The sequence below is a fragment of the Butyrivibrio sp. NC2007 genome (assembly GCF_000421405.1).
Lineage (GTDB): Bacteria > Bacillota > Clostridia > Lachnospirales > Lachnospiraceae > Butyrivibrio.
The window spans coordinates 32494-48718 of record NZ_ATWY01000016.1; the positions used below are offsets into that span (position 1 = coordinate 32494).

Below are 16225 nucleotides of genomic sequence, written 5' to 3' on the forward strand. Positions count from 1 at the left end.
TGTCATTTATCTATGTCTTTTGTATCATTTATCTGATAATTTAGTGTATTTTTTCACATCTTGGGACAAAAGGGCTAAAATTATGGTTTACATAAATTTATTGATTTCTGATTTATGTAAACTTAATTTCCGATTTTTTATGATTTTGGAGTTTTTTGAGGGTCTAAATCTGCTTCAAATCCTCTCCAGAAGCGGGAAATCTCGCTATTGACCGAAGTGGTCGAAACCGTCTTATATCCTCTCCATTCTCTCGGGAAAAGAGCCTTATAAGTAGCCTGAAGGAACCTGTCATCAAGGAGCGCAACAACGCCAACGTCCTCGCTGGTCCTTATTACTCTTCCGGCTGCCTGAAGGACCTTATTCATTCCCGGATACTTGTAGGCGTAGTCAAAGCCATCAAGGCCCTTTTGATCAAAGTAATTTCTTATGACTTCTCTCTCATTGCATACCATGGGGATTCCCGTTCCAACAACTATAACGCCTATGAGGCTGTCATACTTAAGATCGATACCCTCACTGAAGATTCCGCCCATCACACAAAAGCCAAGGACATTTTTGTCCTCCACAACTTCCATGTCCATGTGGATAATCTCCGACAGATCAAGACTGTTCCCCTCAGAAAACCTTCCCAGGAAGTCTTCTCTGGCTTCCTCGGTCATATAGCTCTTTTGCACAAGGATATCTGTCGTATCGGGATCGTAGAAATTATCCTCGTATGCGATGCAAACCTCCTCAAGGAACTGATGCGAGGGGAAGAATATCAGATAATTTCCGCTTCTGGCACTGACAACGCTGTGGATGTAATTAGCAACTTTATAATACATATCATCGCTTCTCTTGGAATATCTGCTGGTCACATCAGAGCCGATGAATATTCCGAGTCTTGCAGGGTCAAAGATGGACTTGGCATAAATCTCGAAGTCCTTGTCATCTCCGCCAAGAAGCCCCTTGTAATACTGAATGGGCAGAAGTGTTGCGGAAAAGAGTATCGAAGATACGCCTCTGCTCATACAGGCAGAGAGATTCCTGGACGGATCTATGCACGCAAGTCTAAGCAGAAAACTTCCGTCCTCTGTGTATTCTCCGTAGATTGTATAGTGGTCATCCAAGAGGTCATATATAGTAAGAAATCTTGATATATCAAAGTAAAACTGCAGTATTTCATCCCTAAATGGCCCTTCTGAGTGATCTTCAAGGTATTCGTTCATGACCGCGGAGAGTCTGTCCAAAGGCTGAATAAATCTTTCGATAGAGCCATATACCTTCATCTCATCGCACTCTCTTTTCAGTTCCAAAAGAGCACTGTTGCACTTGGTCAGGGCCGATACGATTCTCGGGTGATAGTCTTTGATTTTGTTCTTGAGGTCCAAAAAGCTCTCTTTCCGAAGGACGGCACTGTACATCTCCCTTCCTCTCTCAAGAAGGTTGTGGGTCTCATCCACCAAAAAGGCATAGTCGTGCCTTATTCCGTCAGCAAAGAAGCGCCTTAAATATACAAAAGGATCGAAGACATAGTTGTAGTCGCAGATTATGGCATCGCTCCAAAGGCTCATGTCCAGAGACATCTCAAAGGGGCATACTTCGTGCTTTTTGGCATACTCTGTGATGGTGTCCCTGTCAAAGTTATCCTCATGGGTAAGCATATCAAATATGGCATCGTTGATGCGGTCATAGTGCCCCTTGGCGTAGGGACATGCCACGGGATTACAGTTCCTTGTGGCTTCATCGATAAAGCAGATCTTATCTCTTGCTGTTATGGTCACGGTCTTGAACTTAAGATCCTGAGATGATCGCATGATGTTAAAGGCCTCTTCGGCCACAGTTCTTGTTATGGTCTTGGCTGTCAGGTAGAAGATCTTGGAGACCTTCCCCTCTCCCATGGCCTTTACCGTGGGAAATACGGTGGAGATGGTCTTACCCGTGCCTGTAGGCGCCTCCAAAAACAGCTTTTTCTTGTGTACAATGGTTCTGTAAACCGCAGCTGCAAGGTCTTTTTGTCCTTCTCTGTAGGTGAATGGGAAGTTTACGGCCTTTATGGACATGGTGCGCTCAAGCCCCCAGTCGCACTCAAAATCCGCCCATTTCCTGTACATCTCGATAAGGCCTGAGAACCACTGTGTTATCTCGGCATATGTAAAGGTGAAGTCGAAGAACTTTTTCTCCTCTGTGTCCAGGTTGCAATAAGTCATCCTGACGTCAACTTCCGGATAGTGACGGTCAAGAAGATACATTGCTGCATAGCACTTGGCCTGAGCCAGATGCACTGATACAGGCTCCTTCATCTTGGCAAGTTCCCTGTAGGTGCCCTTTATCTCGTCGATCATCGGCGCATAGCGCTCTGTTGGCAGGAAAGAACTCTGCCCCTTCTCCAGTGCGCTGACAGGCTGATCCATATACTTATCCAGGATTCCGTCTGCCCGGCCTTCCACGATCAGATCATACTTTTCATAGCTCTTTTTATATAAAAGAGGCTCCTCGGCATGGTAATCAGGCCCCATGCTCTTCTGGATCATACGGTGGATCCTTCCGCCTTCCTGCATGGCATCTGCACTTGCCTGATGTATTCTATTGTCTATGTCACCGGATCTTAGGATAAACTCCACAAGGCCCCTGACTGATATTCTGATTTCCATAAAAAAGCTCCCTATGGTATTTCACTCAAAGATTATACCATAGAGAGCCTCCTCCTATTTCCCTATTTAACTAATGCAAGCCTTATCAAACAGCCATGGCGTTAAGAAATGTCTCGAAGTTCTTGTTGTAACCTCTGTACTCCACTGTAAGAGGCTGTGTAAGATCAAGACCAAATACGCCCAGGATTGACTTAGCGTCAACAACATATCTGTTGTAGTAGATGTCCACATCAAAATCACACTTCGTTGCAGCATCCACAAAATCCTTAACCTGAGCAGGCTTAAGCATAATGTGCTTTTTAATCAATTCTCCTAACATAAAACATCACTCCTTACTACCATAAAACATAATACAAACTTTAAGTTTCGAAATCGTTTTCGAACTTCAAAATATATTATATTTTTAAGATTGGTTTGTAAATAGAAGTCTGTGACCATTTTGTGAATTGTTTTTGAAAAAATGTTGTTGAAAAACAGAACCCGGATAACAACTTTTTCTTGCATTAATACGCTAAAAGTTATTAAATTGTAGGAAGAAATTAAAATTTGAAGAGGAATAAATAAGATGGAAAACCTTAAGATCCCAAAGAACTACAAATCAGCTCTTGATCTTCACGACACACAGGTTGGAATCAAGACCGTCAAGGACTTTTTTCAGGGAATGCTCGCAACAAGGCTCAATCTTCAGCGTGTAACAGCGCCCCTGTTCGTAACTCCCGAGTCAGGACTTAACGACAATCTTAATGGCGTTGAGCGCCCTGTAGCCTTTGATATTCTCAATGAGAATGAGCGTCCGGCTGAGATCGTGCACTCTCTTGCTAAATGGAAGAGATATGCCCTTAAGAAGTACGGATTCAATGTTGGCGAAGGTCTCTACACAGATATGAACGCTGTAAGACGTGATGAGATCCCTGACAATATCCACTCAATCTTCGTTGACCAGTGGGACTGGGAAAAGGTTATAAATAAAGAGGACAGAAACCTTGATTTCCTCAAGGAAACCGTTAAGAACGTTTACAAGGTTCTTAGAAAGACTGAGAAGTTCATGTCCATTCAGTATGACTACATTGAAGAGATCCTTCCCGAGGATATCTTCTTTATCACAACCCAGGAACTTGAGGACATGTTCCCGGACAACACTCCTAAGGAGCGTGAGTACTTCATTTCCAAAGCCAAGGGTGCTGTATGCATAATGCAAATCGGTGATGAGCTTGCTTCAGGTGATAAGCATGACGGAAGAGCTCCGGACTATGACGACTGGGCACTTAATGCCGACATCATCGTTTACTACCCTGTTCTTGACATTGCTCTTGAGCTTTCAAGTATGGGCATCAGAGTTGATGAAGAGTCACTTAAGAGCCAGCTTGAGAAGGCTGGATGCACCGAACGAGCAGAGCTTCCTTTCCAGAAAGCAATTTTGGACAAAGAGCTGCCTTACACCATCGGCGGTGGAATCGGTCAGTCAAGAATTTGTATGTTCTTCTTAAGAAAAGCTCATATTGGAGAGGTTCAGTGCTCTATCTGGCCTGAGGATATGGTTGAAGAAGCTACCAGGAACGGAATTCAGATACTGTAAGATAATAAAAGCCCGGCACTTTCGATGTGCCGGGCTTTTTTTGACTTATTTATACTGCCTGAGCAGTTTTTACTACGCCCTTTTCAAGAGCCTCATTTTTAATTCTGTTGAGAGCAACTCTTACTGCAGGAATGCAGAGAACTACAATAGTAAGAACCGCCTCAGCTGCAAGGTAGCTTCCATTGTAAGCTACTGAATAGCCAATCGGTGACATTCCCTCAGGTGTATAGTCTGCAAAGAATACAACTCCGGAGAGCACTGCAAATACAAATCTTCCGAATACACCAACCAGGTATCCCTTGTACATTCCAAACTTAGTGTTGTGGAAGAATCCTGCAAGACCGAGAGCTGTGAAAGCAAGCACATAGTCGCACAGAAGCTGAGGAACACTGATGATATAAGGATCAACGATCATCTGAAGAAGTCCGTAAGCAAATGCTGATGCAAGGCTTACTCTGGGTCCGTAGAGATATCCGATATAAGTGATAAAGAACATGCTGAATACTGTAACTGATCCGCCCATAGGAAGCTTAAAGAGCTTAACGTTTGACAAAACAAATGCAAGAGCAAGGCAAAGAGCTGATACTGTGAGCTGCTTAACGCTGAGCTTTCCTTTGCCATCAGCATTTACAAAGTAGCTGATACCCAAAAATGCAAGGATTGCAAGAACAACCACCAGGATATATCCACCTGTTGTGATGTTGTAAGATGTGTAGCCGTCTTCAACGACCTTTTCAAGAAATAAACTCATAAAAAAATCCTCCCTTTATATGACCGTTATCTTGGGAGGTTTCCTGACGTTGATATTCCATAAACATTAAAAGCACAGTATAATGTACTCTGACGTCTATGAGTTATCGTTGCTTCCCTACGCCGGTATTATCCGGGTCAGGTGATAAGGGTTAGTCGTGCATTGCACGAGCACTCTCAGCATAGCTCCCCTAGCGGTTTATTTTTAATTCAAGTCAATTAAACTATTATGCCCAAGGATTGTCAATAGCTTTTTATGAATAACAGAGCATTTACCTTAAATCAAATAAAACTCCATGCCATATGGGCCCTTATCGGCGCTCTGTCAGCCCTTGCACTGACTCTTATATTTAATGCCACAGGCCTTACAAGCCTTGAGTCCTTTCAGGAGCCGGAGAGCCGCCTCTTAAGCATATCAAGCGAGACTGCCATACTGATCATGGTGTACTGCTTTGCCACTCCATTGGTGGAAGAGATACTGTTCAGGTTCTTTCTCTTTAACTTCCTGAACAGACACATAAAAAGAGCTGCCATCGCAATTATCCTGACAGCAGCCCTGTTTGGCATTTATCATCTTCACCCCGTACAGGCCCTATACGGCTTTTTGATGGGGCTTATCATCACCTACAGCTATTACAGGCATAGGACCCTGAGCATCCCTCTGGTGGTGCACATAGCAGCCAATGCAGTGGCTCTTGGCTATACTCTGCTTTAATCCAGCCTTATGACGCTTTCAAGGGTAAAGGAGTAGATATATACTTCCTTTACCTTTTTTCTTGTGGCGGCTTCCAGAGCCCTCTTATAAAGCTCAAGCTGAACAGCATATCTGTCCACCAGTGCCTTGCCATCCCTGACCTTATCGGTCTTGTAGTCAAGAAGCACTATCTCGCCGTCCTCTATAAACCAGGCATCCACAATTCCCTGAACCAGCACCATCTCATCTTCCGGAAATCCCGGATCAAGCTCTTTTGCCGAAATCCCCATCATGAAAGGTTTCTCACGCATGAGCTCGCCTCTGCCAAATGCTGCTCCCATGCGAGTTCCAAGGTCCGTTAAAAGATATGTCCTTATATCCTCCGGTTTTACCACCTCACAGTACTCATCAGGTATCAGGCCTTTCTGCGCCGCTTTCGCAATCCAGTCTCCAAGGCCCTCTGCAGATGTATCCGCAAATGCATCACTATCCAAAAGCTCCATAACCCTGTGGTAGGCACTTCCGCGCTCTGCGCCGGTAAGAGTGCCCTTAGGCTCCTCATCTGCAGCATATGGAGCAGGAACCACCCCAAACTCATCCTCATCCACCATGGCCTTCTTTTTGAGCTCAGATACAGTGGTCTTGGTGAAAAGACCTTTCAGATAAGCGTGAGGGTACTTTGCAAAGAATTTCGCCTTAAGGCTCTCAAGAAGCTCTTCATCAATGTTTCCGCCATTTTCCAAAGCCTGTCTGCGCATAGTTGCCTTAAAAGCTCCGGCTCTGATACCGTCAAGAAGATCCTTATCTCCCACGGAGCTAATCTTAAGCACCGGCGCTTCACCCACGCCTTCCAAAAGCGCGTCATAGTCCTGTCTTGGCAGCTCATACTTATCAAGAAGTCCTCCCATTGAGGGATGAAGCATGAGTGATGGAAGTACCATGGAGAGATAATTACCCGCGCCTACTCTCATGGAATATGGAAGCGCCTCATCTGCAGCTCCCAGCACTGATAAGTCTTTTAGCTGTGATTCCAGAGTTCCTGCAAGATTCTTGACGTAGGAGGTCATTATGAGCTTCTCCTTGGCTCTTGTAAGGGCAACGTAGAGCACTCTTATCTCCTCACCAAGGTTATCTGTTCCTATCTTGCCGGCTATGATCCTGCGCTTTAATGTGTCGTACTTAACACGAAGGTCAGTATTTATGCTCTTTACACCTATGCCCAGATCCATGTCGATTATGAGATCGCCATAGGTATCTCTTTTGTCAAAGTCCTTACTAAGGCCTGCCACAAAGACAACCGGGAACTCTAATCCCTTACTCTTATGTATGCTCATGATGCGCACAACATCCGAGTTCTCGTCAATGGTTCCAGCCTCGCCGTAGTCCACCTGAACAACCTTGATGTGCTCTATGTATCGTACAAAGTGGAAAAGTCCTCTAAAGCTGGTCTTCTCAAAGTCTGCTGCCTTGTTAAGAAGCATCTCAACATTGGCTCTTCTCTGGGTTCCGCCGGGCATTGCCGTCACTATCTGTTCATAATCCGTATCATCAATTATGATCTGCAAAAGCTCATGAACAGGCGTGTAAGTGGACATGCGCCTGTACTGCTCAAGTGTATCCGTAAACGCCTTAATCTTGGCCGCAAGGTCATCTGAAAGCTCAAGGTCACTGATAAGTCCGTCATAGAGCGTCTCTCCCCTTAATAGCTCTTCACCTTTATTCATCGCTATGCGGATAAGAGCAAGCTCCTCATCACTAAAACCGCCAATGGATGAGTGCATGACAGCTGTCAGTGGCACATCCTGCCTGGGGTTATCGATAACGCTGAGGAAGTCCAGCAAAATAGCCACTTCCGAGGCATCCAGATATCCGCTCTTGGAATCGATATATGTGGGAATCCCCTGGCTTTCCAGGACATCTTTAAAGGTTTCATCCCAACCTGAAGGAGCTCTTAAAAGGATTACTATGTCCTTAAACATAAGAGCAGTGTTCTCTTCCCTTAGCTTATTTATTCTCTCGGCTATTAAAAGAGCTTCCTTCTCCTTGGAAGACATATCCCTGATGCCCTCTTCGTCCGGCGAATCTTCATCAAGGGTATCTGCTCCGTCGATAAATATCATCTCAGGTGTTACGTCAAAACAAGGCTCCTCGAAATCTCTTCCGCGAACCAGTCTGGCATCTTCATCATATTCAACGCCGCCGAGGTCTTCTGCCATCAGCCTCTTAAAGATATAGTTAGTTATATCCAGAACTTCGCTTCTGCTTCTGAAGTTCTTGTGAAGGTCGATCCTTCTGTCAGAGGCTTTTTCATCGCGGTCGTAACTTCTGAATTTCTCCATGAAGATCTCAGGTCTTGCAAGTCTGAACTTGTAGATGCTCTGCTTGACATCTCCAACCATGAACCTCTCGCTACCAGCTGCCTCTTCTCCGGAAATTGCCTTAAGGATCATCTCCTGGACATTGTTTGAGTCCTGGTACTCATCGATAAGAACCTCTTTGTAGTAGTCCCTGTACTCAAGTGCAACTAAAGTGGGCTCTTTGGTATCCGGATCCACCAAAATCTGCAGGGCAAAGTGCTCCATGTCGGAGAAATCTATGATCTGTCTCTCTCTTTTGAGTTCATCAAATCTGGATTTAAATTCCAATGTAAGCCTGCACAGTTCCTTGACTGCCCTGTCACACAGCTGCATGTTTGCAAGAACCGCCTCGGAAGGAAGAGCAAAGTAATCTGTGATGAGCTTCCCTATTCTGTCTTTAACATCTCCGCGAAGGTCCTTAGCTAACTCCCTCTTATCGGCATTCACCGAAGGGTCCCTTTTTGTCGACAATCTATCGAATGTAATCCCGCGAAGGCCGTCAAACAGGGCATCGTAGGTATCATATCGCAAAGCTGCATAAATACTGTCTTTTTCAGCTTCAAGCTGATCTCCGTACATGTATGGCCCGTCGGGCTCAAGGCAAATCCTGTCGGCTCTGTCTATCTTATCAGCACACTCCTTAAGGGTATTCTTTGCATAACGCATGCACTCTTTTACCCAGGGAAGTTCGTCGAAGGCTTCGTCTGAAAGTTCGTAATCAGACGCCCTCTCCCTGATCCATTCCTCAGGCCATGCGCAACTGACAGAAAACTTAAAGAGATCATTAATAAACTCCACGGCCCTTTCATCTCTGCTGCCCTGACTGAAATAATCCATGAAAAATATGAAGTCGCTGTCCGAGGCCTGTTTGGCAGCCTCATATTCCTCCTCTATCATGCTGCTCATGACTTCTTCCTGTAAGAGCTTAAGCTCTCCCTCATCCGCAACTCTAAAAGACGGATCAAGCCCAATGGTGTTAAAGTTGTTCCTTATAACGTATTGGCAGAAAGAGTCAATTGTTGTTATCTGAGCGTTATGTATCAGTGTCTCCTGCTTCTGAAGATGCTCGTTGTCAGGGTCTTGTGCCAGCTTCTCCTGTATGGCTGCGGTGATCTTCTCCTTCATCTGGGCAGCTGCTGCCTTGGTGAAGGTAACCACCAGAAGATGATCGACATCAAGGCCTGCCAGAACCATGCCGATAATGCGCTCAACAAGTACAGCCGTCTTACCCGATCCGGCTGCTGCTGATACCAGTATGTTGCAGTCTCTTGCGTCTATGACTGCCTGTTGTTCTTTTGTAAATTCCACTCCCATAAATCTTAATTCCCATTCATTATGCGCATCATTGCTTCGTCTGAAGTTATATCAAGCTTTCTCTTCCTATAACCGCTTATGCGCTCATCAAATCCACAGATATGCTTGTAATCGCAGTAAGTACAGGACTGCATTTTGGTATCTCCATAAGGATTGACGGAAATATCACCGTTTAAGATATTCCTTCCAAACTCCTTGACCTTCTCGTTAACAAAGCCCGAGATAGCTTCATACTCATCTGAACTTGCTGTCTGAGATCTTGCACTTGGAGTTCCGTCCTTCTTAAGTTCCACCGGAATGATGTCAGACTTAGTTGCAAAGCCGGTATCCAGCTTCCTGATAATGTCCGTATTATCATTAACCAGTCCGGTCATTTTCAGCTCTGAAATTATCTCTTTATTGATATCATCTGTTACTGTATCCGCTTTTCCCTCAATCATGGGATCTTCCACGTGATAGTACAAGATCGCTGCAGGAATAACATCTTTGTCCGGATGTTTTTTCTTCTCACTTGCGACTGCAACATTCATATACATAACAAGCTGAAGCTGAAGGCCGTAGTAGAGGTAAGCCAGGTTAAACTTGTGCTCGCTGGACTTAAAGTCCATTACCTTCACATAGATTTGATCACCTTCACTGCATAGATCAACTCGGTCAATCTTTCCCTTAAGTTTCATTTTCTCTGTTATGTTTTTCTTTTCATCTTCTGAGAGAGCCACATTAATTTCATCAAGGCTTCCTGCCTCCTGAAAACTCATCTCAACATATGCAGGATTGAACAAACTGCTTGCAATCTGGTATTTAAGCGTATCTACGGTTCTTGTAAGGATCTTCCTGATGCGCTCTATCATATGCTGATTCTTGGCGCTGCTCCTTAAAATGGTATCGCCGTACGCATCTACGCATTCTGTTAAAGCACGATTTAATATTTCGTCAGATTTTTCCTTGGAGAGCTCTCTCCAATCAATACCTTTTGTTATTATTTCTCCGGTATACTTCTCAAGTACCTGATGGTACACGTTTCCAAGGTCAGAAGCCTCGAAACTGTACTCCTGCCTGTCATTTAAAGTAAGTCCGTACTGCAAAAAGTGTGCATAGGCGCAGCTTGCATACTTCTCAAGCCTGCTGACACTGTTCTCCAGAGTTGCTCCATAGAGAGCCAGAGCCACAGCCTTGGCAATAGGTACAGACTCATAGTGAATAAACGCAGCCTCAGTCAGCTTCTCAACGAGTTTGTTGTCCTTGTTCTCAGACAGCACCTTCCTCAGGGTAAACATCTCCCTCTCCTGCAGACTTGATAGCCTTCCTGAAGCATATTCCCTGACAAGCTCTGAATAAGCATCCATTCCGTCATCTATGCTGACCATCTGAGCTTCAAAACCATTCTCCATGGGCCTTTCTATTTCAAGGTTCTCAAACATCTGTCTGAGCTTAGGAATAAGATATGCCTGTCTTAAGCTCTTTCCGTCATTACCAAGCTCTGAAAAGGACAAGAACAACTTATCCGTAGGCTTAGTCAGGTTCATATACAAATAGAGCCTTTGAATATACATCTGTTGCCTTGGCGATGGTGCAAACTCAATATCCGTGCCAAGATCCTGCAAGAACTGCCTGTCTATGTCAGACAGAATTCCACCGCTTCCTGCGTTTGACGGGATATTGCCGTCGTTGACTCCCACGAAGAACAGGATGCGAACCTCTTTAAGTCTTGTCCTCTCAATATCTCCGACAATGATCCTGTCAACGTCCTGTGGTATCGTACCAACTGATATCTCACCAAAGCCTGCGCTTAGCACATCCTTGTACTCAGCCATATCAAGCTTCTCATCACCTATAAGAGCATTCATCTGCTCCAGAAGCAGCATTACCCTTGTATATATCTGATCGTATTCTTTGGCCTTTTTCAGGTCTCCATTTTCCTCAAAGGTATTTCTGTACTCCTCAAGCTTTTCTTTTAAATTTCCGGCCTCTACGACACTTATAAGGGCATCAGTGATCTCCTTTACCGTTCCGCCCTTAGCATCGAATAACGGCTTTAAGTCGCTGCTTATCTTCTCCCTCATTAAATCGAGCTTCTCAAGGAGCATCTGGTCCTTCTGCTCAAGGTCCTGCTTTCTTGATTTAAACTTCCTTGGCATTCTGCGAAGGAACCTGTCTTCCCACTGCTTCCTGCCCTTAATTCCAAGGGCTCTTACATAGTTCTCCAAAAGATCCGTATCCCCGGCATCAAATCCGGTCATACCACTTCTCATGTAATGGAAAACGTCCTCGTACCTGTATCCTGAAATGACGATATTCAGGGCACTGGTTATATATTCAATAAAGGGATTGAGCATCAGCGAGACGTTTGTATCCACATAAACCGGAATTCCAAACTTCTGAGCCTGCCTAGTGATAATATCCCCGTAAGTATCAAGCGATCCGCACACAAGCGCAATATCCCTGTACGCATAGCCCTCATCCCTCACAAGATCGGCAATCTTGATCATGGTCTGGCGTATTTCTTCAGAAGGAGTCGTGGTCTGATAGAGGAATATCGAATCATTCTCCCCGGTAAATTTCTCGGGATTATAGCGGAAAAGAGCTTTCTCAAGAAATGCCAGTGGTGCATTATTCTTAAGCCTTGCTACAGGCTCCTCGCGGTAAAAGATATCTGTCACTTCACTGTGTCTAAGTTTCCTATATGTCTCAAAATCAGGTATATTTGAGCCTTTCTCCTTCTGTACCTCAAATTCAAGCCTCTCGAGGTCTCGAACGGTCTTTTTGCTCAGCATAAAGAGCTCCTGCTCCTTATAATCATCTGCATAAGGGTCCTCATCCGGACTTATGGTCACGGAAAAGACCACTTCCCTGCACAGGGACAAAAGCTCTTTGATGACCCTGTACTGAATAGGTGTAAAGCCTGTAAAGCCGTCAAAGACAATTACGCTGTCTCTTATAAGAGCAGACTCAGGAAGTGCCTTGCACAGGATATCAAGGGTTTCTTCTGCAGTGATAAACCTTCCGTCTATGTACTCAAGAAAGCTCTTATAGAGGAGCCTGAGGTCCTTCAGCTTAGCATTTAATGCGCCTTTTTTAAGGCTCTTTTCCTCAAGGACGGAAAGTGCCTTATCATCGATTCCGTACATCATGAACTCGGAAATCGTGGATTTGACCTCATCCAGATATCCGCTCTTATGCATGTTTCTGCCGATAACCAGGAGCTTGTCTCCGAGCATGTCCGAAACGTGCCTCAGTACCAGGCTCTTACCCACATCATCGAGCACAGAAAAAGAGCCATGGCCCGTCTCCTCGAAAACTCTGTGGGAGAGTCTGCCAAAGCTCAGTACATCTATGTTCATGATGGCCCTCTCGGGATGCAGTTTAACTACATCCTTCTGGGTCTGCATCGTGAACTGGTCCGGCACAATGATAAGAAAATCAGTGCCCGGCTCCTTATTGCTTCTTTCTATTATTTCTCTGTATAAACCGGTGCTCTTCCCCGCGCCGGAAGCCCCAAAACAAAACCTCAACATAAACTATCATCCAATCATTTTAAATCATCATCCCTAATCTCATCTGCATATCTGCAGAGAGAAATAAACTTCCATTTGCCATTATAATAAAACGGAAGTATCATATACATCTGCATTCTTCCGTTATCTCCCGGTGTTGCAGAGCGATAATAATCAACAACATATGCACTTTTTGTGTTTTCTATCCTGTCTCGGACTGTAGTAATATCATAGAATTTCTTGAAACGTTCCTTATCCTCAGGATATATATACATTTCAGAGTACAGTCTTACTGCCTCTTTAGCATCTCTTGTATAATCAGAAACCGACTTCTGATCTGCGTTCAGGAAGATATTGTCAACAGTGCCGTCCTCATCAAAAAAGTCAACTCTGAAGTACTGGTTAAATACGTGTGCCATGGCAACACGAAGACTCTCTGCCGTGTCACTTTCCTCATGAATAGAGGTGTTTCTTGACACAACTGCAAAAGCCTGACGATTTCCGCTGTCGAACAGGAATCTAATCTTGTGATTGACGGTGTTGCCATTAGTTACTATATCAGCATATGCCCTGTGGTCCGGGCTTACCTGTGCACGCTTTAAGCATGCTGTAAACTCAACAATATCCGGGTGATTTGTAGTTCCGTATATGCTGTTGGCTTCTGATAAAGACGCAAAGCCGAGTGAACTCAGGTAATCAAGATACGCTCTGTTGGCATAGATACACTGCGCTATATCATCCTGAAGCTCAATAATAGCAAGAGGCAGGTTATTAAATATCTCAAAGCTCTTGTCTCTAAGTGGCGTATTTCCAAGGAAATTGACCTCTCCGATCCTGTCATAGTAGGACGCAAGAGAAAAGTCCTCACACACATCAAAGCTGCAATCCACCGCTCTGTTAAAATCATCTACAGGCGTAGGCTTACCGAATAAGTACCCCTGGAGCTTCTCACAGCCTATTCTGCGAAGGAACTCGTACTGCTCCTTAGTCTCAACTCCCTCAGCCAGAGTGTGGATTCCAAGCTCCTTAGCCATATTTACGATCATGGCAAGGATAACCGGTGTCTTTTTATTGGTATCAAAGGTGCGCAGAAAATCCATATCGATCTTGAGCACATCTATATCAAAGGTCTTAAGGTTGTTCAAAGAACTGTAGCCGGAGCCAAAGTCGTCCATCCAGATCTCATATCCGGCCTGCCTGAACTTCTTGATCTGCTGATCAAGGAAATCTGCTCCGGTGGTAAGGGCACTCTCAGTAACCTCGATATGCAGAAGTTCAACCGGAATGTCATACCTGTCCCTGCACTTATCAATCTCTGCCATGATGTCACACAGCTCAAAGTCAAGCTGGGAGAGGTTTACAGAAACAGGTTCAACGGCATATCCGCTGTTGATATCATCTCTTAAATCCTTACAAACCATGTCAATTATGCACAGATCAAGCTTGTGTATCAGATGAACATCCTCTAAAACCTCTATAAAAACCAGAGGTGAAATAATTCCTATAACCGGGTCCTGCCATCTGGCAAGAGCCTCATACCCGCATACCTTGCCGGTCAGAGCTCTGACTTCCTTCTGGTAGTAAACCTTGAAATATCTGTTCTTAAACGCACTCTCAAAATTATCAATAACATATTGCCTTAGCTCATTCTTCTTGCTAAGAGCTTCGTCATAGAAGTTTATGCTCTTGTCATAGACCCTGATGATATCATCACAGGCAATCTTGGCTCTGTCGACCATGATAACAGGGTCTGTCTCATCTCCTGTCTGCTGATAGATTCCGGCCTTGATATGAAGGCGAAGCCCCTTGTCATGCCTTGCAGAAGCTTCTGAAAGCATGGTAAGCCTGTCCGTTATTTCTTTTTCATCAAGGGAATTTGCAAGAATAATAAACTGATCACCTGCCGTTCTGGCAATCAGTTCCTCGGGGAAAAGACCTTTTATCTCCCCTGCAAGACCTCTTAGGAATTCATTACCTCCAACAAATCCGTATCTCTGGTTGAAGGATTTGAAATTCATAACATTCAAATAAATGATAACAATGCTGCCTTCAGCAGCTCTTGTTTCATGGCCCTGCAAGTGACTTAAGATTCCGTTCAGATTATAGAGCCCGGTGAGCTCATCGATATTATCGTACTTTTCCATTGATCACCTTCGGCATGTGTATGCGACTTGTTATTCAATTATAGCATATTTCTGTACTTCAAATCATTTATTACGGTTATATCTCCTCACTTTGTTAATGTGTCTTTCAAAGTCTCCGCTGTCGATAAGGCTGGCAATGACAAGCTGGTCAAGTGTCGGCACAGGGCACTCGTAAAACCCGGTCTTATCAGCAAACTCGCCGATCAGATTCTCCGGTAGCACCATATATGCACACCTTGCATAGCTCCCAATAGTCCTGGTAAAGGTGTTGACGTAAATAACTCGCCCCTCCTCATCCAGGGAAAATATGGTTTCTTCAGGCTTACGGCTGGGAGTAAACTCTGACTCAAAGTCATCTTCTATGATGTATCCGCCGTTCTTCCTGCTCCATCTGAGGTACTCCCTCTTCTTGGAAGCAGATGCCGTAACTCCACTGGGGAAGCTCCTGTAAGGGGTTATGTGAAGTATCTGTACATTGCTGTTCCAGAGCTCATCGCTCTCTATTCCGTCGTTTCCAAGCCGCAGCATCTTAAGCCTTGCTCCGCCTGCAGAATATACCTTGGCAATCTTCTGATAGGACGGACTCTCAACGCCATAGAGCACATCCCTTCCGAAGGTCTGGACAATAAGGCCGTAGAGGTACTCCGCTCCTGCGCCTATTATTATCTGATCAGGAGAGACCTTAAGTCTTCTGGACCGCAGAAGATACCAGGCAATGGCACTTCTTAGCTCAAACATCCCGTTCTTGGGAGATTTCTGCATCAGATACTCCTCAAACTCTGCGAGAACCTTCCTTACTGTTTTAGCATAAATTGAGTACGAAAAAACGGGCTCATTGCTAACACTTTGTTCCGGAGCCGGTTCGCGGCGTCTTGGCGCAATAGGCGCAACACTTTCCACCCCCGTATATATGTCGCTGTCATCAAAAGAGACATAGTATCCGCTCTTCTGCTTTGGAACAATGTACCCTTCATCCGAAAGAAGCTCATAGGCATGCTCAACGGTAATGACGCTCATGCCCATTGCATCAGCCATTACGCGCTTTGAGGGGAGCTTCGTGCCCACAGGATACGTGCCTTTTATTATGTCTTCCTTAACCTGTTCATAGATTCTCAGATAGCGTTTTTCCTTTTCCATAATTTCTCCCAAAATCTGGTTATATAAAATAATCCGTTTTTGATATTTTTAATACTATCAGTTTGATGATATATTGATTGAAGTTTGTTAGTCAAGACGGAAAAATACTACTATTCGGGAGGAAAA

Annotated in this window: 9 protein-coding genes and 1 riboswitch; of the genes, 2 read left to right on the plus strand and 7 right to left on the minus strand. The window is 44.6% G+C overall.

Annotated elements, in window-relative coordinates; all coding sequences use genetic code 11:
• Window positions 1–137 precede the first annotated feature (137 nt).
• Together G632_RS0112945 and G632_RS0112950 are read right to left on the minus strand one after the other, a co-directional pair.
• Entirely contained in the window at window positions 138–2633 is a 2496-nt protein-coding gene (locus G632_RS0112945) for an ATP-dependent DNA helicase (protein ID WP_022769732.1), read from the minus strand.
• Window positions 2634–2718: 85 nt separating this feature from the next.
• Complete coding sequence (locus G632_RS0112950; protein ID WP_022769733.1) at window positions 2719–2952, minus strand: HPr family phosphocarrier protein; 234 nt, start codon at window positions 2950–2952, stop codon at window positions 2719–2721.
• Between the two features lie 246 nt (window positions 2953–3198).
• On the opposite strand from G632_RS0112950, the gene asnA reads away from it, so the two are divergent.
• Window positions 3199–4209 carry an aspartate--ammonia ligase gene (asnA, locus tag G632_RS0112955; protein ID WP_022769734.1) on the plus strand — a complete coding sequence of 337 codons (1011 nt, stop codon included), beginning with the start codon at window positions 3199–3201 and terminating at the stop codon, window positions 4207–4209.
• A gap of 49 nt (window positions 4210–4258) precedes the next feature.
• Here asnA and thiT read toward each other — a convergent pair whose 3' ends face one another.
• Window positions 4259–4960 (minus strand): energy-coupled thiamine transporter ThiT, encoded by a 702-nt coding sequence (gene thiT, locus G632_RS0112960; RefSeq protein ID WP_022769736.1) that lies wholly within the window; start codon window positions 4958–4960, stop codon window positions 4259–4261.
• A 97-nt stretch (window positions 4961–5057) separates the two neighbouring features.
• Window positions 5058–5162: riboswitch (TPP riboswitch) on the minus strand.
• Window positions 5163–5215: 53 nt separating this feature from the next.
• On the opposite strand from thiT, the gene G632_RS0112965 reads away from it, so the two are divergent.
• A complete protein-coding gene (locus G632_RS0112965; RefSeq protein WP_022769737.1) occupies window positions 5216–5674 on the plus strand; it encodes a CPBP family intramembrane glutamic endopeptidase in 459 nt (152 codons plus the stop codon).
• Here G632_RS0112965 and addA read toward each other — a convergent pair.
• The 4 genes from addA to pdxR all read right to left on the minus strand — a co-directional run bounded on the left by addA (window position 5671) and on the right by pdxR (window position 16099).
• The gene (addA, locus tag G632_RS0112970) at window positions 5671–9324 is read right to left on the minus strand and encodes a helicase-exonuclease AddAB subunit AddA (protein WP_022769738.1); all 3654 of its coding nucleotides are present in this window, start codon (window positions 9322–9324) and stop codon (window positions 5671–5673) included. The genes G632_RS0112965 and addA overlap by 4 nt on opposite strands.
• A gap of 5 nt (window positions 9325–9329) precedes the next feature.
• Complete coding sequence (locus tag G632_RS0112975; protein ID WP_022769740.1) at window positions 9330–12839, minus strand: PD-(D/E)XK nuclease family protein; 3510 nt, start codon at window positions 12837–12839, stop codon at window positions 9330–9332.
• Window positions 12840–12853: 14 nt separating this feature from the next.
• Window positions 12854–14962, minus strand: coding sequence for a GGDEF domain-containing phosphodiesterase (locus G632_RS21360; protein ID WP_022769741.1), 2109 nt, complete (start codon window positions 14960–14962; stop codon window positions 12854–12856).
• A 63-nt stretch (window positions 14963–15025) separates the two neighbouring features.
• The gene (gene pdxR, locus G632_RS0112985) at window positions 15026–16099 is read right to left on the minus strand and encodes a MocR-like pyridoxine biosynthesis transcription factor PdxR (protein ID WP_022769742.1); all 1074 of its coding nucleotides are present in this window, start codon (window positions 16097–16099) and stop codon (window positions 15026–15028) included.
• Window positions 16100–16225: the final 126 nt, after the last annotated feature.

What these genes read in the sequence shown, in the direction of transcription:
- G632_RS0112945 (WP_022769732.1), bottom strand. Translation starts at nt 2,633, where the DNA reads ATGGAAATCAGAATATCAGTCAGGGGCCTTGTGGAGTTTATCCTAAGA.
- G632_RS0112950 (WP_022769733.1), bottom strand. Translation starts at nt 2,952, where the DNA reads ATGTTAGGAGAATTGATTAAAAAGCACATTATGCTTAAGCCTGCTCAG.
- asnA (WP_022769734.1), top strand. Translation starts at nt 3,199, where the DNA reads ATGGAAAACCTTAAGATCCCAAAGAACTACAAATCAGCTCTTGATCTT.
- thiT (WP_022769736.1), bottom strand. Translation starts at nt 4,960, where the DNA reads ATGAGTTTATTTCTTGAAAAGGTCGTTGAAGACGGCTACACATCTTAC.
- G632_RS0112965 (WP_022769737.1), top strand. Translation starts at nt 5,216, where the DNA reads ATGAATAACAGAGCATTTACCTTAAATCAAATAAAACTCCATGCCATA.
- addA (WP_022769738.1), bottom strand. Translation starts at nt 9,324, where the DNA reads ATGGGAGTGGAATTTACAAAAGAACAACAGGCAGTCATAGACGCAAGA.
- G632_RS0112975 (WP_022769740.1), bottom strand. Translation starts at nt 12,839, where the DNA reads ATGTTGAGGTTTTGTTTTGGGGCTTCCGGCGCGGGGAAGAGCACCGGT.
- G632_RS21360 (WP_022769741.1), bottom strand. Translation starts at nt 14,962, where the DNA reads ATGGAAAAGTACGATAATATCGATGAGCTCACCGGGCTCTATAATCTG.
- pdxR (WP_022769742.1), bottom strand. Translation starts at nt 16,099, where the DNA reads ATGGAAAAGGAAAAACGCTATCTGAGAATCTATGAACAGGTTAAGGAA.